Genomic DNA, 20,537 nt, shown 5'->3' on the forward strand with positions numbered 1-20,537 from the left:
CGGCTCCTCTTATTCCTGGGCCTGGACGGCAGTCTGTTCGGCGAGCGCGACGGCGCGGAACATGGCGCGGCGCTTGTTCAGGGTTTCTTCCCACTCCAGCGCGGGCACCGAGTCGGCGACGATGCCGGCGCCGGCCTGCACGTGCAGTTCGCCGTCCTTGATCACCGCGGTGCGGATGGCGATGGCGGTGTCCATGTTGCCGTTCCAGGCGTAGTAACCGACCGCGCCGCCATAGACGCCGCGCTTGACCGGCTCCAGCTCGTCGATGATTTCCATCGCGCGGATCTTCGGCGCACCAGACAAAGTGCCGGCCGGCAGAATAGCGCGCAGGGCATCCATTGAAGTCAGGCCTTTTTTCAGCTCGCCGGTGACGTTGGAAACGATGTGCATGACGTTGGAGTAGCGCTCGATGACCATCTTCTCGGTCAGTTTCACCGAGCCGATTTCCGAGACGCGGCCAGTGTCGTTGCGGCCCAGATCAATGAGCATCAGGTGCTCGGCGATTTCCTTGGCATCGGCCAGCAGGTCTTCTTCCAGCGCCAGATCCTGTTCCTCGGTGGCGCCGCGCGGGCGGGTGCCGGCGATTGGCCGCACGGTGACCAGGTTGTCTTCGACGCGCACCAGCACTTCCGGCGACGAGCCGACGACGTGGAAGTCGCCGAAGTTGAAGAAGTACATGTACGGCGTCGGGTTGATGCAGCGCAGCGCACGGTACAGGTCGATGGGCGCGGCCTTGAACGGAATCGACATGCGCTGGGAAATCACCACCTGCATACAGTCGCCAGCGAGGATGTAATCCTTGATGGCGCTGACCGAGCGTTCGTAATCCTCGCGGCTGAAGCTGGAGCGGAACGCCGGCTCCGCGCCTGCCGGCTTGTTCAGATCCACACCCAGACGCGGTGTGAACGGCTGACGCAGCTTGTGCAGGATGTCCTGCAGCTGCTGCTGACCACGCTCGAAGGCATCGCTCTCAGCCGGATTGGCCAGCACGATGGCGTGCATCTTGCCGGCCAGGTTATCGAACACCACCACGGCATCGGAGACGTTGAGCAGGATGTCCGGCGTGCCCAGCGCGTCGGGGTTCACCCCGGCGGCCAGTTTGGGCTCGACGTAACGCACGCTGTCGTAGGCGAAGTAGCCGACCAGGCCGCCATTGAAGCGCGGCAAACCAGCAATGGTCGGCACCTTGTAACGCGCCTTGAACTGCTCGACGAAGGCCAGCGGGTCGGCACATTCGTGGCGCTCGATTTCGACACCGTCGGTGGTGATCACCACGTCATGACCGTGCACGCGCAGCACGGTGCGCGCCGGCAGGCCGATGATCGAGTAACGACCCCATTTCTCGCCGCCCTGCACGGACTCCAGCAGGTAGGAGTTGGGCGCATCGGCCAGTTTCAGGTAGATCGACAGCGGCGTATCGAAGTCGGCGATGGTTTCGCAGGCAAGCGGAATGCGGTTGTAGCCTTCAGCGGCTAAACGCAGGAATTCTTCATGGGTCATGATCAGCCTCATGGCTCGGGGTAAACGGTCGGGTGCAAACGGGCCGCGCAGCGGCGGCAGGACGAAATCAGGCGCGCCAGCGCCAACGGGCCAGGGCCTTGATCACTTTCATCCAGCGTTTGCAGCTAACCACCACGGTGCGATCTCGACAGGCGGGGGAATAAGGAGAGCGGCCACGGTAGCGCAGCCGCTCGGGCTAAGCAACTATCAGAGCAGTTCGGCGAGACTATCGACTACCAGCCCCGGTTTTTCTTCGGCAATCGGCCGGCCATGGTTATAGCCGTAGCTCACTGCGATGCACGGTACGCCCGCAGCGCGTGCGGCCAGCACGTCGTTGCGCGAGTCACCGATGAACAGCGACTGCGCCGCCTCGGCCCCAGCCAGATGCATCACCTGCAGCAGCGCCGCAGGGTCCGGCTTCTGCTGTGGCAGGGTATCGCCGCCGATGATCCAGCGGAAATAACCGCCGAGACCCACCTGCTCCAGCAACGGCGCGACGAAACGCTCCGGCTTGTTGGTCACCACCGCCAGCTCCACAGCTGCAGTGCTGAGCGCCTCGAGCAGCTCGTGCACACCGGGATAGAGCGCGGTCAGGTTGTGGCAGTCGGCGTAGATATCGAGAAAGCGCGCCAGCGCCTCTTCCGTCTCGGCTTCACCCACGGCGGCGTGATCCAGACCACCGGCCAGGGCACGGCGCACCAACACCCGTGCGCCATTGCCGACCCAGTCACGGACCTTTTCAACGCCAGCAGGTGCACGCCCCATTTCGACCAGCATGCGGTCGACGGCTTCGGCCAGGTCAGGCACCGAGTCGATCAACGTGCCATCCAGGTCGAACATCACCAGGCGCGGCAGCTCGCCGCCGCACAGCGCGCGCAGCGGTTTCATCCACGCACCTGGGCCAGTTCGGCGCGCATGGCGTCAATTACCGCCTTGTAGTCCGGCTGGTTGAAGATCGCCGAGCCGGCAACGAAGGTGTCCGCGCCCGCCTCGGCGATTTCGCGGATGTTCTGCACGTTGACGCCACCGTCGATTTCCAGGCGGATCTCACGACCGCTGGCGTCGATCAGCGCACGGGCTTCACGCAGCTTGTCGAGGGTACCGGGGATGAACTTCTGCCCGCCGAAGCCGGGGTTGACGCTCATCAGCAGGATCATGTCGACCTTGTCCATCACGTACTTGAGCACGTCCAGCGGGGTGGCCGGGTTGAACACCAGGCCGGCCTTGGCGCCGCCCGCCTTGATCAGCTGCAGCGAACGGTCGATGTGCTCGGAGGCTTCCGGGTGAAAGGTAATGTACGAGGCGCCGGCCTCGATGAAGTCGCCAATGATGCGATCCACCGGCTTGACCATAAGGTGTGCATCGATGGGCGCGGTGATACCGTACTTGCGCAGCGCCGCGCAGACCATCGGGCCGATGGTCAGGTTGGGCACGTAGTGGTTGTCCATGACATCGAAGTGGACGATGTCCGCCCCGGCGGCGAGTACGTTGTCCACTTCCTCACCCAGGCGGGCGAAGTCGGCGGAAAGGATCGACGGGGCGATGGCGAAGGGTTGCATGGCGCACCTCTAAGGGCTTGGGTCACGGTGGCGCGCATTGTAGCGGCTGTAGAGCCTTCAATCGACCGGAGCCAGCTTCGCGTAGGGTGCGACATGCCGAAAGTTTGTCCACCATGGGCCGGCAGCGGCGCAGTAAGAAAGGTGGACAAGCTTCGCGTTGTCCACCCTACGCACTCGCGCAATAGCGACCTGATTCAGATACCGCCGAGGCAGAGGTACTTGATTTCCAGGTACTCATCCAGGCCGTACTTGGAGCCTTCGCGGCCCAGTCCTGAAGCCTTCATACCGCCAAACGGCGCCACTTCGTTGGAGATCAGCCCGGTATTGATACCCACCATCCCGTACTCCAGCGCTTCGGCGACACGGAAGGTGCGCCCCAAATCGCGGGTGTAGAAATAACCGGCCAGGCCAAACTCTGTGTCATTGGCCTGACGTACCACTTCGGCCTCATCACTGAAGCGGAACAACGGCGCCAGCGGGCCGAAGGTCTCTTCACGGGCCACGCGCATATCCACGGTGACGCCAGTGATGACCGTGGGCTCGAAGAAATGCCCGCCCAACGCGTGCGCCATGCCGCCCTGCAACACCTTGGCGCCCTTCTCCAGCGCATCGGCCAGATGCGCCTGTACCTTGGCCACGGCATTGCCGTCGATCAACGGGCCAATGACCACGCCGGCTTCGTCTCCAGGGCCGACCCGCAGCTTGGCCACGGCCGCGGCCAGTTTCTCGGCAAAGGAGTCGTAGACGGCGTCGTGCACATAGATACGGTTGGCGCAGACGCAGGTCTGCCCGGCGTTGCGGTACTTGGCTACCAGTGCACCCTCGACCGCAGCATCGAGATCGGCATCCTCGAAGACAATGAATGGCGCATTGCCACCCAGTTCCAGCGAGAGCTTCTTCAGGGTCGGCGCACATTGCTCCATCAATTTGATGCCAACACCGGTGGAGCCGGTGAACGACAGCTTGCGCACGATGGGGTTGGCACACAGCTCGGCACCCACTTCACGGGAACGCTCGGTATCAGCCGGCAGTACGCTGAACAGCCCGGCAGGAATCCCCGCGCGCTCGGCCAGCACCGCCAGCGCCAGAGCACTGAACGGTGTCTGCGGCGCCGGCTTGAGCACCATGGCGCAGCCAGCGGCCAGTGCCGGACCGGCCTTGCGGGTGATCATCGCCGCCGGGAAGTTCCACGGTGTGATGGCCGCCGCCACGCCAATGGGCTCCTTGGTCACGATCAGGCGCTTGTCCGGCTGATGACCGGGAATGGTGTCGCCGTAGACGCGCTTGGCCTCTTCGGCGAACCACTCGATAAAGGATGCGGCATAGAGCACCTCACCGCGCGCCTCGGTCAGCGGCTTGCCCTGCTCAGCCGTCATGAGCCGCGCCAGATCTTCCTGATTGGCCAGCATCAGCTCGTACCATTTTCGCAGCCGCGCCGCGCGCTCCTTGGCCGTCAGCGCACGCCAGGCGGGTTGGGCAGCCTGCGCCGCCTCGATGGCCTGACGGGTCTGCGCGCCACCGATGTTCGGCACGACGCCCAGCGACTCGCCGTTGGCAGGGTTGAAGATTTCAGTCACATCGCCATTGCTGGCGTCACACCACTGGCCGTCGATATAGGCCTGATGGCGCAGCAGATCGGGATCGTTCAGTTGCATGATTTTTCTCCTGCTGCCGAGGGAAGAGATCACCCCTCGGCTGAATTAGGGATTGAAGGCCTCACTCGGCTGGCGGCAGATCCTTGGTGAAGGTCTGGTCGTTCTCGCCGCGGAACATCCGCGCGCCATAGATCAGCGCACACAGGCCAACGCCGATGGCGAAGGCCCAGCCGGCGCCTTTGATCGCCAACACTGCGCCGATCACCCCGGCGATACCCAGATCACGCTGGCTGCGTGCCTCCATGATGCCCAGGCGCACGCTGACGTAGCCCTGGATCAGCAGGGTCAGCGCCAGCGCCACACCGAGAATCGGCTGCACCAGCGTCACCACCGGCAGCAGCAACAGGCCAGTATTGGTGCCCCAACGGAACGAGCCGACGCCGCCGTAGATCGACTTCATCGCCTTGGCGCCACCCTTGAAGCGTTCGGTGATCACCACCTGCATGGCCGACCACTGCGGGCCACACATGGCCACGTCCGGCCCGAATAGGCTCATGAAGGCATTGCGTCCACCAAAGATCAGGTGCGAGCGGTTGGGGTTGAAGTCGACCTTCTCGTCACGCCGTACGTGGTCGGCTTCACCGAGGATCGCCTTGGCGCCGAGCACATCGCCAAACACCACCAGATAGGCGGCGAACACGGTGGGTATGGCAGTGACGAACATCATCAGCGGCGGCATACCGAGGCCGAACACGGTGTATTCGTTCCACAGGGTGACGAAGTCCGGCTGGCTGATGCCCCACTCGATGTTCGGCCAGGGCGCCTCGCCGAAAATCGGCGCGACGATCACCGCCAGCAGGATGATCGGGAAGATGCCTAGCTTGGCGAAGTTCCACCAGAAGCGATTGCGCTTCTTCAGTTCCTGGAAATGGATGGAGAACACCAGGTAGAAGGCGATACCAATGGCGATGGAAATGGTCCAGGGGAAGCTGTCGAAGCGACCGCCCTCCTTGAATACCGTCACCACCGCGCTAAGGCCGGCGCCCATGATGATGCCGGCCTTGAGCGCCGAGGGCACCAGGGACACCACCTTGCGCGCCATGCCCGTCATACCCAGGCCTATAGAGAACACCCCGAGCATCAACTGGAAGGCAATCAGCGCATGCACCCGCTCCGGGCCCTCCGGAAACTGGCTGCAGTAGGCCATCAGCAGTGGGATCGCCGGGGTGATCCAGCCCGGAACGACCGGGTCGCCCAGCAAATGGTGGGTCAGGTATAGCAGGCCATTGAGCATGACCACTGCCAGCGCCACCTCGAACGGCATGCCGAGGAATTCTGTCATCAGCGGAATCGCCGCCAGATCCACCGCGCACATGAGTAGGCCCTGCATGTAGTCAGAGAGCTCGAAGCGGTAATGAATGAAAGGCAGACGCACCTTGAATGGCCCCACCGGCCAGTAGGGGGCTTCCACACCAAGGTCTTGTTGATGCAGTTCGGACATTTGAGTCACCCAGCTTTATTAGAGTTGTATTTCAGCCGGCCCCAGCACACTGGGGCCTTTCATCTTCGTTGCGGTAATCAGTAGGCAGCGCGGTAGATCTGTTCGATGTCGCCAGCCGTCAGGCGTCGCGGATTGTTGCGCATCAGTCGATCGATCTTGCTCGCCTCCTCGGCCATGGCCGGGATGGCGTCTTCCGGCACACCGAAGCTGCGCATGCCCTTGGGGATGTCGACGTCGGCACACAGCTCGGCCATGGCCTCGACGGCCAGGTCGGCGGCGGCCTTGTCGCTCAGGCCATGCGTTTGCACACCGAGAGCAGCGGCGATATCAGCCATGCGCTCGACGCAGGCCAGCTTGTTCCAGGCCATCACGTAGGGCAGCAGCAAGGCATTGCTGACGCCATGAGCGATGTTGAAACGTCCGCCAAGGGGATACGCCAGCGCATGCACCGCGCCTACGCCGGCATTGCCGAAGGCCATGCCGGCCATCAGGCTGGCGGTCGCCATGTCTTCGCGAGCGAGCAGGTCAGCCGGATTGGCATAGGCCTTGGGCAGCGCCTTTGCGATCAGCTTGATGGCGCCGATGGCCAGGGCGTCGGTGATCGGCGAAGCATTGACCGACAGGTAGGACTCCACCGCGTGCACCAATGCATCGACGCCACTGGCGGCGGTCACGCCACGGGGGCAGGTCAGGGTCATCAGCGGACTGACCAGGGCGACGTCCGGCAGCAGGTAATCGCTGACGATGCCCTTTTTCAGCTGCGCCTTCTTGTCAGAAAGGATCGACACGTTGGTCACTTCCGAGCCGGTGCCAGCAGTGGTCGGAATGGCAATCAGCGGCGGGCCTTTACGCTTGATCTGATCGACGCCGAACAACTCTTCCAATGCACCGTCATGCCCGACATAGCCAGCCACTGCCTTGGCGATGTCGATGGCGCTGCCGCCACCGACACCGATCAGGCCATCGTGACCGCCGTCGCGGTATACCTTGGCGCAGGCTTCGACGATGGCGATCTCCGGCTCCGGCTCGACACCGTCATAGATGCCGTAGCGGCGCTCACCGAGTTGCTTGAGGACATGCTCGACCGTACCGGACTTGATCAGGATGGCGTCGGTAACGATCAGCGGATTGGTGATATTCAATCGAGGCAGTTCGAGCGCCAGTTGCTCCACGGCCCCTTGGCCGGTCAGCAGCTTGTTGGCGATCTTGAATGCGGCAGTGTTCATCAGCAGGCCCCTTATGCGTTGTTATGCTGAACGGGTTCGGGGCTTGCTATAGCCAATCCTGTGCCAGCTCGCCGAAAGCGGCGTGGTAGAAGGCTTGCGTCGATTTGTCACAGCGCGCTGCGGGCTGCACTTGATCAGAAAATCAATCAGAAGAGCCTATTACGATCCATTTTCCAATCAACCCTGCTCCCAGCGCTTCATTTTCTGCACCAGCGTTGCCTGGCTCAGACCGAGCACCTTGGCCGCTTCACGGGTGGTCTTGTGCTGCATCAGGGCACGGCGGATGAGGCGCCGCTCGAGGTTCTCCACCTGCTTGCGCAATGGCAGCAGGTCGTCGACATCGCTGCGAGCAACGCGCATTTCCTCCGGCAGATCGCACAGTTCGATGCGTTCACCACTGCAGGTCACCACCAGGCGCTCGACCAGATTGATCAGCTCACGGATGTTGCCGGGCCAGGCGTAGTCGGTCAGCGCGTCGAGCGCCTCGAGCTCCCAGCTCAGCACTCGACCATAACGCTGATTGAATTCGGCCAGGTAGAAATCCAGCAACGGCTGAATTTCCTCGGAACGCTCGCGCAGCGCCGGAATGTGGATCGGCACGACGTTGAGGCGGTAGTAGAGGTCGGCGCGAAAGCGGCCCTCGGCGACCATCGTGCGCAAGTCGTGGTGAGTGGCGGTGATGATGCGTACATCCACCTCCTTCAACTCCAGACCACCGACCGGGATGAAGCGGCTCTCCTCGATAACCTTGAGCAGCTTGACCTGCAGCGGCAATGGCAGATCACCGATCTCATCGAGAAAAACCGTGCCCTGGTGCGCCAGCTCCAGCAGACCGCGCTTGCCCTTGCTGCCGGCGCCGGTGAACGCACCCGGCACATAGCCGAACAACTCGGCCTCGATCAGGTTCTCCGGCAGCGCACCGCAGTTCAGCGCCAGAAAGGGCTGCGCCGCGCGCGGGCTGCTCTTGTGGATGTACTGGGCGATCAGAGTCTTGCCGACGCCGGTTTCCCCTTGCAGCAGCACCTTCACGTCGCTGGCCGCGACCCGCCGCGCCTGCATGAAGACGCGTCCTGAAGCGGGCTTGTCCGCGACCGGCGAGGCATCGAGCAGGTCGTCACGCTGGCCGGCATGCAGCTTGGCCGTGCTGTTGCGCAGCTGCTTCAGTTGCTGCAGCTCGTCGCGCTCGTGCTTCATGCGCAGCAGCTCGGTCATGTCGCGCACGGTACTGACCACATAGCGCACGCGTCCATCGGCGGCGAAGATCGGCGTGCCACTGACCAGCAGGCGTTTGCCCTGGCTGACGCTCTGCATCAGCGACAGCGCTTTGCCTTCCTTGAGCACGCGCAAGGACACCGACTGCGAGATCACACCCTGCTCTACCAGCGCCTGCATGTGCTGGCCGACGACATCCTCGGCACGCAGTCCGGTCAGGCGCTCATAGGCACTGTTGACCTTGAGGGTGATGCCATCGGCGTCGGTGATGTAGACGCCATCGTGCAACGCGTCGATCAGCTCGCGAAACCCGGGATCATCGAAGTCCATCTGGCTGCCTTGTTGGGTCAGGAGAAACTACACATTCTACGCCCGGAAACGAACAAGGCCCCGCCAGTTTCGCGGCGAGGCCCTGAACATACAGCTGCGACGATTTATTCCGGCGTCGAAGTACGCAGCTTCTCGCTGCGCCCACGCAGCCATTCCAGGGTCAGCAGCAGCAGGACGGAGAAGCCGATCAGCAGCGTGGCGGCGGCGGCGATGGTCGGCGACAGGTTCTCGCGGATGCCGCTGAACATCTGCCGCGGCAGGGTGGCCTGCTCGGGGCCGGCGAGGAAAAGGGTCACCACCACTTCGTCGAAGGAGGTGGCGAAGGCGAACAACGCACCCGAAATCACGCCCGGCGCGATCAGCGGCAGGGTCACCCGGCGAAACGCCGTCAGCGGCGAGGCCCCTAGGCTGGCGGCGGCGCGCACCAGGTTGTGGTTGAAGCCCTGCAGCGTGGCCGACACGGTGATGATCACGAACGGCACGCCGAGCACCGCGTGTACCAGGATCAGCGACAGGTAGCTGTTGCCCATGCCCAGCGGGGCGAAGAACAGGTAGCTGGCGACACCGATGATCACCACCGGGACGATCATCGGCGAGATCAGCAGGCTCATCACCAGCGCCTTGCCACGGAATTCGCCCCGGGTCAGACCGATGGCCGCCAGGGTGCCGAAGACCATGGCCAGCATGGTCGCGGCCGGGGCGATGATCAGGCTGTTCTTCAGCGAACGCATCCAGTCAGCGGACATAAAGAAGTCCTCGTACCAGCGCAGTGAGAAGCCCTGCAGCGGGTAAACAAGGAAGGTGCCGGAGTTGAACGACAGCGGCACGATCACCAGCACCGGCAGGATCAGAAACAGCAGCACCAGGCCGCAGAGAATGCGCAGGCCGTAGTACCAGAGGCGCTCGACGGGTGACATGTAGGGGCTGAGCATGGCTGTGACTCCATTTAGCGTTTAGCTCCCCTCTCCCATTTATGGGAGAGGGGCTGGGGGAGAGGGCGCTCTTCTTGTGCCCTCCTCCCGAGTCCGGTTACCGAGAGACGGGGGTGCCGAAACAAGCACCCTCTCCCGCCCTTCGGGCACCCTCTCCCATAAATGGGCGAGGGTCATCAGATGGTCTGCTGCGCAGACCGCTTTTTAACCCAAGCGCAGTTTGCTGGCGCCGACCAGCCAGCTGTACACCACGTAGAGCACCAGCGTCGCGGCCAGCAGCAGGCCGCCGAGGGCCGTGGCCATGCCCCAGTTGATGGTGGTGTTGGTGTAGAAGGCGACGAAGTAGCTGATCATCTGGTCGTTCGGGCTGCCCAGCAGCGCCGGGGTGATGTAGTAGCCGATGGACAGGATGAACACCAACAGGCAACCCGCACCGACTCCGGCCAGCGTTTGCGGGAAGTACACCCGCCAGAAACTGGCGAACGGGTGGCAGCCGAGCGACACCGCCGCACGCATGTAGCTGGGCGAGATGCCCTTCATCACGCTGTAGATCGGCAGGATCATGAACGGCAGCATGATGTGGACCATGGCCACGTAAACGCCGCTGCGGTTGAACACCAGTTGCAACGGCTGCTCGATGATCCCCAGCGATATCAGCGCGCTGTTGATCAACCCGCCCGACTGCAACAGCACGATCCAGGCCGCGACCCGCACCAGAATCGATGTCCAGAACGGCAGCAACACCAGAATCATCAGCAGGTTGCCCTGCCGCGTCGGCAGGTTGGCCAGCAGGTAGGCCAGCGGGTAAGCCAGCACCAGGCAGATGGCGGTGATCACCAGGCTCATCCAGAAGGTACGGGCGAAGATATCCAGGTAGATGGCCTGATCCGGGGTGGCCTTGGCCAGTTCGCCGAGGTCGTCGATGCGGTGATCGAGCGCGGCCAGCAGATAGTACGGCGTGACCGACGACGCATTACGGCGGATCACCTGCCAATAGGCGGGGTCGCCCCAGCGCTCGTCCATATCGAGGAAAGCTTCCTGGTATGACGCTGGCTCCTCACGGAGCGGCAGCTTGCGTGCGGTCGCGCTGACCAGGCTACGGAAGCCCGCCAGCTCCATGTTCAGGCGCTTGGACAGATCGCCGAGGCTCTGATTGCGCCGCGCCTCGAGCATATCGCTGGCAATCGCCCGGTATACCGCCTCATCCGGCAGGCCACGACCATCCCAGGCAGCAATCGCCTCAACGGTGCGCGGCAGGCTGCCGACCACTTCCGGGTTGTCCACACTGCGCATGAGCAGTGCGCCGATAGGCAGCAGGAAGGTCAGCAGAAGGAACAGCAACAGCGGCAGGATCAGCGCCTTGGATTTCAGGCGATTGAAACGCTCGGCACGGGCCAGTCGCTGCTTCAGGCTCGGCCCAGGCAAATCATTGGCAGGCAGTACGGCGGCCATGGACAACTCCGCAAGCAAGAAAGGAATTCAGACGGCCCCGCCATGAGGCGGGGCCGGATAGGCGACTTAACGCGCCGCCCAAGCGTTGAAACGTTGCTCCAGCTGCTCGCCGTAGTCAGCCCAGAAGGTCACATCGATGGCCACCTGGTTGGCGATGTTTTCCGGGGTGGTCGGCATCAGGTTCAGACGCTCCGGCGCCAGCAGCTCGATGGCCTGCTTGTTGGCCGGGCCGTAGGCGATATTCTCCGAGTAGGTCTTCTGCGCTTCGGGCTTGACCGAGTAGGCGATGAACTCCTTGGCCAGTTCGGCATTCTTGGCGCCACGCGGGATGGCCCAGGAATCGAAGTCGTAGATACCACCGTTCCACACCACCTGCAGGTTGCTTTCGCCCTGCACCGCCGCGATACGACCGTTGTAGGCCGAGCTCATCACCACGTCACCGGAAGCGAGATACTGCGGCGGCTGGGCGCCAGCTTCCCACCACTGGATGTTCGGCTTCAGCTCATCGAGTTTCTTGAATGCGCGATCCTGGCCTTCCTTGGTGGCCAGTACCTTGTACACGTCCTTGACCGGCACGCCATCGGCCATCAGGGCGAATTCCAGGGTGTACTTGGCGCCCTTGCGCAGGCCGCGTTTGCCCGGGAATTTCGCTACGTCCCAGAAATCGGACCAACTGGTCGGTGCGGCGCTCAGTTTGTCGGCGTTGTAGGCCAATACCGTGGACCAGACGAAGAAGCCCACGCCGCACGGCTGGATGGCGCCGTCGATGAAGTTGGACTCATCGCCGAACTGGGCCGGATCGAGCTCCTCGAACAGGCCTTCGTCACAACCGCGGGCCAGTTCCGGCGACTCCACCTCCACCAGATCCCAGCTCACGCTGCGGGTATCGACCATGGCTTTGACCTTGGCCATTTCACCGTTGTATTCGCCGCCCAGCACCTTGTTGCCGGTTTCCTTCTCGAAGGGTTCGTAGAACGCCTTGACCTGCGCCGCCTTGTTCGCGCCGCCGAAGGATACCGCTGTCAGATCCACCGCCAGTGCCGGCATGGCACAGCTAACGCCCAGGGCCAACGCCGCGAGCTTCAGGGATTTCTTCATTCTTATCAGCTCCTCTGTGTTACGGGGTAAAGGTGAAGCACTGCGCGAAAGGCTCACTCGATGTGGAGTGGATCCAGCGCGCGGACATGCTCGACAGACCAGCCGAGCGGAACCAGGTCACCAACCGTCAGCGCCGGATCGAGCTCGGCCACGGGTTGCTTGACGTAGAAATCGGACTTGCCGCAGACCTCCATGCGGATGCGCACGTGGTCGCCCAGGTAAATGAACTCGGCGATACGCCCGGAGAAGCGGTTCGGGCAGGCCTCGCTGTGGCCGTTGAGGCGAATGCGCTCGGGACGAATCGACAGGCTCACCGCCTCGCCGACGGCACCGACGTTGACCGCCGTGGCGCGCACTTCCTCTCCGCGCGCCAGGCGCACCACGCACTGCTCGCCATCGCGACTGACCAGCTCGCCAGCCAGACGATTGTTCTCGCCGATGAACTGGGCGACGAAAGTGTTGTGCGGCGCTTCGTAGAGTTCGCGCGGCGGCGCGATCTGCTGGATCTCACCCTGATGGAATACGGCCACGCGGTCGGACATGGTCAGCGCCTCGCCCTGGTCGTGGGTCACGTAGACCACGGTCACGCCCAGGCGCTGGTGCAGGTGCTTGATCTCCATCTGCATGTGCTCGCGCAGTTGCTTGTCCAGCGCGCCGAGGGGTTCATCCATCAGTACCAGCTGCGGCTCGAACACCAGCGCACGGGCCAGGGCCACACGCTGCTGTTGACCACCGGAAAGCTGGCTGGGGTAACGGTTGCGGAAGCTGTCGAGCTGCACCATCGACAGGGCGCGTTTGACCCGCTCGCTGATATCGGTGCGCGACATGCCACGCACGCTCAGCGGGAAGGCCAGGTTCTCGGCCACGGTCATGTGCGGGAACAGCGCGTAGTTCTGGAACACCATGCCGATGTCGCGCTTGTGCGGCGGCAGTTTGTTCAGCGAGCGGCCATCGAGGAGGATCTCGCCAGCGGTCGGCGTCTCGAAACCGGCCAGCATCATCAGGCTGGTGGTCTTGCCGGAACCGGACGGGCCGAGCAGGGTCAGAAACTCACCCTTGCGGATATCCAGGTTGAGGTCTTTGACGATCAGCGTTTCGCCGTCATAGCTTTTCTGTACGCCACGGAAGCTCACCAGTACATCGTTTGCCATCACACCACACCCTTGTTCTTGTCTCAGGCCGATGAGCCAAGATTAGGTCGGCGAGACAGGGTGAAAAATCGGGCGGGATGACAAGCTGATATCAGGCGCGAGGAGAATCTCGCGTAGGGATCGCCCTACAAATTCCGAGTGATCGCATCGGTTATACAGTGCATGAAAACCGTGGGAGCGGCTTCAGCCGCGAAGCTCCGGCGGGCGATTCATCGTGGCTGAAGCGGAGTGCCGCCCAGCCGCTCCTACGAAAGCGGCCGATCAGACCAGGCGGTGCTCCATGGCGTAACGCACCAGGTCGGCCATCGAATGCGCGCCGAGCTTCTGCATCAGGCGCGCCTTGTGCGTGCTCACGGTCTTGTTGCTGATTGCCAGGTGCAGGGCAATGTCGTTGACCCCCTCCCCTCGCACCAGGCGCTCGAACACCGAGAACTCGCGCTCGGACAACTGCGCATGGGGCGGCCGAGAATCGGTCAGACCGACCTCGAAGACCATGCGGTCGGCCAACGCCGGGTCGATATAACGACCACCGCTGGCCACCTTGCGAATCGCCGTGATCAGCAGCGCCGGATCGCTGTCCTTGGTGGCATAACCGGCGGCACCGGCCTTGAGCGCACGCGCCGCCATCTGCGCCTCGTCGTGCATCGACAGCACCAGGATAGCCGGCGCCTCGGTCAGAGCACGGATACGCGGAATGGCCTCCAGACCGTTGACGCCGGGCATGGAGATATCCAGCAGCACCACGTCGCAAGGCGTGCGCCGCAGCACCTCTATCAGTTGCTCGCCATTGCAGGCCTCGCCGGCAACCTCGAGATCACGCGCCATGCCGATCAGCTGCTTGATGCCTTCCCGCACGATGGTGTGGTCTTCGGCCACCAGTACCCGAATCACGCTGCGATCTCCTCTTCCAGATTGATGCGCGCACACAGGGTAGTGCCCTCGCCCGGCAGGCTGTCAATCTGCAACTGGCCACCGAGCATGAGCATGCGCTCCTGCATACCGACCAGGCCGAAGGATTGTCCCGGCTTGCGCAGCGCCGGATCGAAGCCCTTGCCATCGTCGACCACCGACAGACACAGGCTGCCGCCCTCCTGCCACAAACGCACCTCGACGCTGTGCGCGCCAGCGTGGCGCATGATGTTGGTCAGCGCCTCCTGAAGGATGCGGAACATGCCGATGGCCTGGGCGTCCGGCAAGCGCGGCAGGTGCTCGGGCACTTCGACCAGGCAGGGAATCTGCGTGCGCTCCTCGAAGCGCCGCACCTGCCACTCGATGGCCGAGGCAATGCCGGCATCGAGAATCGGCGGGCGCAGCGCCGTAGCCACATCACGCACCAGCTGGAACAACTGGGCGATCAGGCGCTTCATGCTGTTGAGGCGTTCATCCAGTTCGGGAATCTGCCCGGCGCAAACCAGCTCGCACATCGCCGTCTCCAGCTTGAGTACGGTCAGCACCTGGCCCAGCTCGTCATGCACTTCACGGGCAATGCGCGCCTTCTCTTCCTCGCGCACGCTTTCCAGGTGCGCCGACAATTCGCGCAGACGCGCCCGCGAATCGGCCAGCGCCAGCTCGGCCAGCTTGTTCTCGGTGATGTCCCAGAGGATGCCGTCCCACACCACCCGACCATTGCCCAACGGCCGCGCGGTGGTACGGATGTCAGCCCATAGCACCTCCTGATCGGCAGTGAGGATGCGCCCCTGCCAGTACCAGTCGCTCTCGCCCTCCAGCGCCAGGGTCTGGCTATTGAGGTAGCTGCTCAGATCCTGCGGGTGCACCAGGCTGCGAATGCCACGCTCCTCACGCTGCAGATCCTGCGCTGGCCAGCCGACCATCTCCTGACTGGCCTCGCTGATGTAGGCGAAGTTGACCACCGCTCCCGGCCCAGCCCGCTCCAGACGAAACACCAGGCCAGGCACGTTACCGGCGATGCCCTTGAAGCGCGCCTCGCTCTCCTCCAGCGCTGCACGCGCACGGCGGCGCTCGGTCACGTCGCTGAGAAACACCACCAGGTACTCAGCCTGGCGATAACGCAGAAAACTCAGCGACACGTCAGCCGGCATACGGCTGCCATCGGCACGCAGACAGTCCACCTCGAAGCTGGGTGAGCCGTCGTCCTGCTCGCGCACGCGTTTCCACAGGTTAAGCCAGCGGTCCATATGCAGGCCGGGCTCCAACTGACTCAATGGCTTGTCCACCAACTCGCCGGGGGCGTAGCCGAGCATGCGTTCGGCGGCGCGGTTGGCGTAGCGCAGGTGGCTATCCCAGTTGACCCAAAGAATACCTACCGTGCTGTGATCGATGGAGAACTGGCTCAGGCGCAATGCCTCGGCGGCCTGCTGATGGCGATCCAGTTCGCCGCGTGCAGCCAACAGCCCACGCTCCAGCGAACGTGTCTGCTGCCGCTGCCGATAAAGCGCTGTCGCACCGAGCATCAGAATCAGGGCGAAAAATAACGCCAGGGTCTTCCAGAAGCCGACGAAGTCGGTGGATTGCGGATAGCGCAGCGGCATCCAGGTATCGCGCAACTCTTCCAGTTCACGGGCAGGCAGCGCTTGCAAAGTCCGGTCGACAATACCGGACAGAAGCGGCTGGTCACGCCGCGTAGCCAGGCGCAGCAGCTGCGGCAGGCCGATATCACCGACGATGCTCAAGCTGGAGAAACGCGATTCGCGGAGCAGCAGGCTGAGGCTCGCTTCATCCAGCACGGCGTAGCTGACTTCCTGGTTGAGCACCAGCAGCAAGGCGGCGCGCTCCGACGGAGTCGCACGCAGACGCAGGTTGGTGTGGGTGCGTTCCAGGTATTCGGCAGCCTGGCTCGGCGTGCGCAACGCGACCGTCTGCTCCAGCGGCAATTGATCGAGATCCACCGCACCGCTGCCACTGCGCTCGCCAACTACCAGATGCGGCACACGCAGGTAGGGCATGGAGTAATGCCAGATACGCAGACCAGCCGGCGTCTGCTGCAGCCCCGGCGCCAGGTCCACTTCACCGGCGTTGGCGGCCTGATCCAGCGCCTCCTGGCTCGTATACAGGCGCCATTCGGGCGCGACACCCATGCCTTCGAGCAAGCGCTGCATCAGCTCGACATTGGCGCCCGTCAGCTGCCGGTTCTGTCCGCGCTGCACCCAGGGCGCCTGCTGGATCAGACCCACGCGCAGCACTGGATGCTCCTTGAGCCAGGCACGCTGCTCTGCGTCGAAAGCCGGGCGCAATGGCATGCGCGCGCTCTCAGCCCAGACGCCGGATGTCGCCACTATCAACAGGTAAATAAGGGAACGGAGAAGGGACTTCATGCACGGTGAATCCGCTGACGCGATTGCTTACCTTACTCCAGTCTTTCGCTAATGGCCTGACAAAAGCGAAGCTCGGCATTAGGCTCTGTAGCAGACCCCAAGGAGCTTCATCGATGCGCCTGAACTCACTCGCACTGCTCGGTTTCTGTCTGCTCTGCGCCACCACGAGCTGGGCCCAGGAACCGACCGGGGATGCCCAGAGCGCCACGCCTGGCGAAGCCGATACGCCGGCCTCGAACGAGCGGCCGTCTCTACCCGAGCGTAGCGTCAGCGATGCGCTGACGCTGGAGCAGCGCCTGGACAAACGTGAGCAGCAGATGCTGCAGGCCGGCGCCGAAAGTTTCCTAGCACTATGGCTGCCGGCCAACGTCGGCGAACCCAGCGGTGCGGTGATTCTGCTACCCGGTGACGTGGAAAACGCCGACGGCGCCGCCGCAGTGGGCCCGCTACGACGCAAGCTGCCTGACGCCGGCTGGCACAGTCTGAGCCTGACACTACCGGACCCGGACGGAGACCCGCTGCCGCTACGTGATGCAAGCGCCGAAACCGCAGCGGCGCCCGCTGATTCTGCAAGTACCGAGACAGCTCCCGCTGCCGATAGCCCGCCACAGCCACCGGAAACACAAGCCACACAGGCCACGGACAGCGGCACAATCAGCCCGGATCAACGGCGCCAGGCCCATGTCGAACGCGTGATGGCGCGCATCGATGCCGCCATCGCCTTCGCCAGCCAACAGCAGGCCAAGGAAATCGTCCTGCTTGGCCACGGCAGCGGCTCCTACTGGGCCGCACGCTACCTGAGCGAACGCAAACCCGCGAATGTCCAGAACCTGCTGATGGTGGCGGCGGATGTACCGGCAGGGTTCGCCCCGCCGCTGGACGAACTGGTCGTCCAACTGCCGGTGGCCACTGGCGACTTCTTCTACAAGGATCAGGCCACCGACCGCACGGCTGCCCTGAAACGTCTGCAAGCCAGCAAGCGGGCCAAGCTGCCCACCTATGTACAGGTAGCGATGAAGGCGCTGCCGGGCAACCTGGATGTCCAGGAGGAGCAGCTGTACCGCCGTCTACGCGGCTGGTTGAAGCTGCATATTCGCGCTGCGGGCAGCTAACGTATTCCGCGACGCTGGCGGATCAACGCATAGGCCTGATGCAGCTGACGCGTGGTGTCGGTGGCTTCGCGAATGCGTTCAGGCGAGGCTCCCGAACCAGCCAGTTTGTCCGGGTGGTGCCGGCTGAGCAGGCGCCGGTAAGCGCGCTTGATCTGCTCAGGCTCGCTGCCTTCATTGACACCTAGCAACCGCAACGCCTCCTGATAACTGCCGCCCGCTGGCGCAGGTTGCTGGCTGCGACGTGGTGCGTACTCCTCGCCCAGGCTATCGAGTCGGGCGCTGTCCCAGCCGAGCCACTTGCCCCAGAGCAGGATCAACTCATGCTCGCTGGCAGACACCCGCCCATCGACCCAGGCCATGCGCCAGCAAGCTCGCAGCATGGCATCGGCACGCTCGCGTTGACGCTGCAGCGGGGCACGTAGGTTGTCCCGTCCGGTCTTGCCACGGGCGAAGGCTTCGATGGCACGACGCTGAGCCATCGCGTCCAACCCCAGCCGCTGCATTTCCGAACGCGCCTGCTGTATATGGCTCTGTACAACCCGGCCGTCACTCTTGGCCAGACGTCCCAGCATCAGAAACAACAAGTCGTCATCCGTCGGCGCAGCACGACCGCCCAGACGCTCACGCAGATTGTCCCAGCCATGCAGGCGCAGGCGACGGTCCAGCACCTGCCCAAGTAGACCGCCTAGCAGTGCACCCGGAATGCTGGCCAGAGCGAGCCCGGCCGCCGCTCCGAGCATGGTGGCCGGCCACAACACTTAACGTGCCTCCTGCAGCAAACGTTCGACTTCAGCCAGGCGCTCGTGCGTACCAACGTCGACCCAACAGCCACCATAGTGCTCGCCAGTGACCTGCCCGGCCGCCATGGCCTCACGCAGCAGCGGCGCCAGCTTAAAGGCGCCCGGCGCAGAGCCGGCGAACAGACGCGGATGCAGCACGGCGAGACCGCTGTAGGTCAGCCGTTCACCTGTCGCCTCGCCGTCATGGACCTGACCTGCCGCGAGAATGAAATCGCCCTGCGCGTGATGGGCCGGGTTATCCACCAGCACCAGATGCGCCAGACCGACAAGCGGCTGGCGCAGCGCGGCGAAAGCGTAATCGGTGAAAACATCGCTATTGACCACCAGAAACGGCTCAGCGCCCAGCAGCGGCAGGGCCTTGAAGATGCCGCCGCCCGTTTCCAGGGGCTCGCCTTCGGAGGAATAGACGATACGCACGCCAAAGCGCGCGCCATCGCCCAGGTAATCCTCGATCTGCTGGCCTAGCCAGGCATGGTTGATCACCAGCTCGGTGAAGCCCGCAGCAGCTAGGGCGCGGATGTGGTACTCGATCAACGGCACACCCGCCGCCTTTACCAGCGGCTTGGGCGTATGCAGGGTCAATGGCCGCATGCGCTCGCCCTTGCCCGCCGCGAGGATCATCGCCTTCATGCACGTGCCCCTTCATCTTTCGCCAGGCTGGCGAACAGCTCACCCAGCTCGGCGAGCTCCGGCCGACGTGCCAAAACGGCCTCTATATAAGAGAAGAAACGCGGTACGTCGCCCAGGTACTTGGGCTTGCCATCGCGGTGACAGATGCGCGCGAAGATGCCGATGACCTTGAGGTGGCGCTGCACGCCCATCAGGTCGCTGGCCCGTAGAAAGTCGTCGAGCGATGCCTGCACCGGAATACCCGCCGCCTTGGCGCGCTCCCAATACCCCTGCAGCCAGTCCTGCACGCGCGCCTCGGGCCAGCTGAGGAATGCATCCTTGAACAGACAGGTGATGTCGTAGGTGACCGGGCCGTTGACGGCATCCTGAAAATCCAGCACGCCGGGGTTGGGCGCGCTCTGCATCAGGTTGCGCGGCATGAAGTCGCGATGCACCACCACCTTGGGCTGTTCCAGGGCGCTGTCGATAAGCAACCGACTGATGCGCTGCCAGGCGGCGTCCTGCTCGGCGGTAAAGCTGCGCCCCAGGTGACGCTGCACGTACCACTCGGGAAACAACTGCAACTCACGACGCAGCAACGCCTCATCGTAATGCGGCAGATGGCTGTCGAGCGGCAAGCGCTGCTGCCGCAGCAAGGCCTCGATGGCATCGTCGAACAGTTGGTCGGCGTTGTGCTCGTTGATCACATCCAGATAGGTCTGGCGGCCCAGGTCATCGAGAATCAGGAAGCCCTGCTCAAGATCGGCAGCCAATACCTGTGGCACATGCACACCTGCACTAGCCAGCAAGGCCGCAATACGGACGAACGGCTCGCAGTTCTCCTGGGGCGGTGGCGCATCCATCAGAATCAGGCTGCGCTCACCGGCCTGCCAACGAAAATAGCGGCGAAAGCTGGCGTCGCTGCTGGCGGGAGTGAGCTCGGCCTCCGGGACCGCTCCCCAGTCGCGTGCTGCGAACAGGAGGGGCAGTTGCTCGGCAAGCCATGTTTGCAGCTGTTGCAGACGTACATCGTGTTCAGACATCAAGGGGTCTCCGACGGCGCTAGCCGTTGCGCGGGTCATGCTTTATTATCCAGCATCTTTTTCAGCCCATCGAGAGGCGTGCGGCCCCTGGGCCGATAGCGCGCAGGAAGCCCGGACTAACAAG

Annotated in this window: 16 protein-coding genes and 1 pseudogene; 1 reads left to right on the forward strand and 16 read right to left on the reverse strand. The window is 63.5% G+C overall.

Annotated features, from left to right (window positions below):
* Positions 1 to 9: 9 nt before the first annotated feature.
* The 13 genes and pseudogenes from trpE to CDO35_RS16765 all read right to left on the reverse strand — a co-directional run bounded on the left by trpE (position 10) and on the right by CDO35_RS16765 (position 16,849).
* The gene (gene trpE, locus CDO35_RS16705) at positions 10 to 1,500 is read right to left on the reverse strand and encodes an anthranilate synthase component I (RefSeq protein WP_099525814.1); all 1,491 of its coding nucleotides are present in this window, start codon (positions 1,498 to 1,500) and stop codon (positions 10 to 12) included.
* A gap of 67 nt (positions 1,501 to 1,567) precedes the next feature.
* Positions 1,568 to 2,388: pseudogene (locus CDO35_RS16710) on the reverse strand (phosphoglycolate phosphatase).
* Entirely contained in the window at positions 2,385 to 3,059 is a 675-nt protein-coding gene (rpe, locus tag CDO35_RS16715) for a ribulose-phosphate 3-epimerase (RefSeq protein WP_012019851.1), read from the reverse strand. Before rpe ends, CDO35_RS16710 begins: the two are co-directional and overlap by 4 nt.
* A 194-nt stretch (positions 3,060 to 3,253) precedes the next feature.
* Positions 3,254 to 4,714, reverse strand: coding sequence for an NADP-dependent succinate-semialdehyde dehydrogenase (gabD, locus tag CDO35_RS16720; RefSeq protein ID WP_099525816.1), 1,461 nt, complete (start codon positions 4,712 to 4,714; stop codon positions 3,254 to 3,256).
* Positions 4,715 to 4,775: 61 nt separating this feature from the next.
* Positions 4,776 to 6,155 (reverse strand): hypothetical protein, encoded by a 1,380-nt coding sequence (locus CDO35_RS16725; protein WP_099525817.1) that lies wholly within the window; start codon positions 6,153 to 6,155, stop codon positions 4,776 to 4,778.
* A 77-nt stretch (positions 6,156 to 6,232) separates the two neighbouring features.
* Positions 6,233 to 7,381, reverse strand: a complete 1,149-nt coding sequence (locus CDO35_RS16730) for an iron-containing alcohol dehydrogenase (RefSeq protein ID WP_099525818.1) — start codon at positions 7,379 to 7,381, stop codon at positions 6,233 to 6,235.
* A gap of 177 nt (positions 7,382 to 7,558) precedes the next feature.
* Positions 7,559 to 8,923, reverse strand: a complete 1,365-nt coding sequence (locus tag CDO35_RS16735) for a sigma-54 interaction domain-containing protein (protein ID WP_099525819.1) — start codon at positions 8,921 to 8,923, stop codon at positions 7,559 to 7,561.
* 104 nt (positions 8,924 to 9,027) lie between these two features.
* Complete coding sequence (locus tag CDO35_RS16740) at positions 9,028 to 9,855, reverse strand: ABC transporter permease (protein WP_099525820.1); 828 nt, start codon at positions 9,853 to 9,855, stop codon at positions 9,028 to 9,030.
* 204 nt (positions 9,856 to 10,059) lie between these two features.
* The gene (locus CDO35_RS16745; protein ID WP_099525821.1) at positions 10,060 to 11,307 is read right to left on the reverse strand and encodes an ABC transporter permease; all 1,248 of its coding nucleotides are present in this window, start codon (positions 11,305 to 11,307) and stop codon (positions 10,060 to 10,062) included.
* 66 nt (positions 11,308 to 11,373) lie between these two features.
* Positions 11,374 to 12,405, reverse strand: a complete 1,032-nt coding sequence (locus CDO35_RS16750; RefSeq protein ID WP_099525822.1) for an ABC transporter substrate-binding protein — start codon at positions 12,403 to 12,405, stop codon at positions 11,374 to 11,376.
* A 53-nt stretch (positions 12,406 to 12,458) separates the two neighbouring features.
* Positions 12,459 to 13,556 carry an ABC transporter ATP-binding protein gene (locus CDO35_RS16755; RefSeq protein WP_099525823.1) on the reverse strand — a complete coding sequence of 366 codons (1,098 nt, stop codon included), beginning with the start codon at positions 13,554 to 13,556 and terminating at the stop codon, positions 12,459 to 12,461.
* Positions 13,557 to 13,817: 261 nt separating this feature from the next.
* A complete protein-coding gene (locus CDO35_RS16760; RefSeq protein WP_072425039.1) occupies positions 13,818 to 14,447 on the reverse strand; it encodes a response regulator in 630 nt (209 codons plus the stop codon).
* The gene (locus CDO35_RS16765) at positions 14,444 to 16,849 is read right to left on the reverse strand and encodes a PAS domain-containing sensor histidine kinase (protein WP_099525824.1); all 2,406 of its coding nucleotides are present in this window, start codon (positions 16,847 to 16,849) and stop codon (positions 14,444 to 14,446) included. The genes CDO35_RS16760 and CDO35_RS16765 overlap by 4 nt, the downstream gene beginning before the upstream one ends.
* Positions 16,850 to 16,962: 113 nt before the next feature.
* Here CDO35_RS16765 and CDO35_RS16770 point away from each other — a divergent pair, with 113 nt between their 5' ends.
* On the forward strand, positions 16,963 to 17,961 hold the full coding sequence (locus CDO35_RS16770) for an alpha/beta hydrolase family protein (RefSeq protein WP_099525825.1): 999 nt from the start codon (positions 16,963 to 16,965) through the stop codon (positions 17,959 to 17,961).
* Here the strand turns inward: CDO35_RS16770 and CDO35_RS16775 are convergent.
* Genes CDO35_RS16775 through CDO35_RS16785 form a run of 3 tightly spaced genes read right to left on the reverse strand, consistent with a single transcriptional unit; the run spans position 17,958 to position 20,413 of the window.
* Positions 17,958 to 18,719 carry a DnaJ domain-containing protein gene (locus tag CDO35_RS16775; RefSeq protein WP_099525826.1) on the reverse strand — a complete coding sequence of 254 codons (762 nt, stop codon included), beginning with the start codon at positions 18,717 to 18,719 and terminating at the stop codon, positions 17,958 to 17,960. The genes CDO35_RS16770 and CDO35_RS16775 overlap by 4 nt on opposite strands.
* A complete protein-coding gene (gene murU, locus CDO35_RS16780; protein ID WP_099525827.1) occupies positions 18,720 to 19,391 on the reverse strand; it encodes an N-acetylmuramate alpha-1-phosphate uridylyltransferase MurU in 672 nt (223 codons plus the stop codon). It lies immediately after the preceding gene.
* Positions 19,388 to 20,413, reverse strand: coding sequence for an aminoglycoside phosphotransferase family protein (locus CDO35_RS16785; RefSeq protein WP_099525828.1), 1,026 nt, complete (start codon positions 20,411 to 20,413; stop codon positions 19,388 to 19,390). The genes murU and CDO35_RS16785 overlap by 4 nt, the downstream gene beginning before the upstream one ends.
* Positions 20,414 to 20,537 lie beyond the last annotated feature (124 nt).

The sequence above is a fragment of the Pseudomonas sediminis genome, assembly GCF_002741105.1.
Taxonomy (GTDB): Bacteria; Pseudomonadota; Gammaproteobacteria; order Pseudomonadales; family Pseudomonadaceae; genus Aquipseudomonas; species Aquipseudomonas sediminis.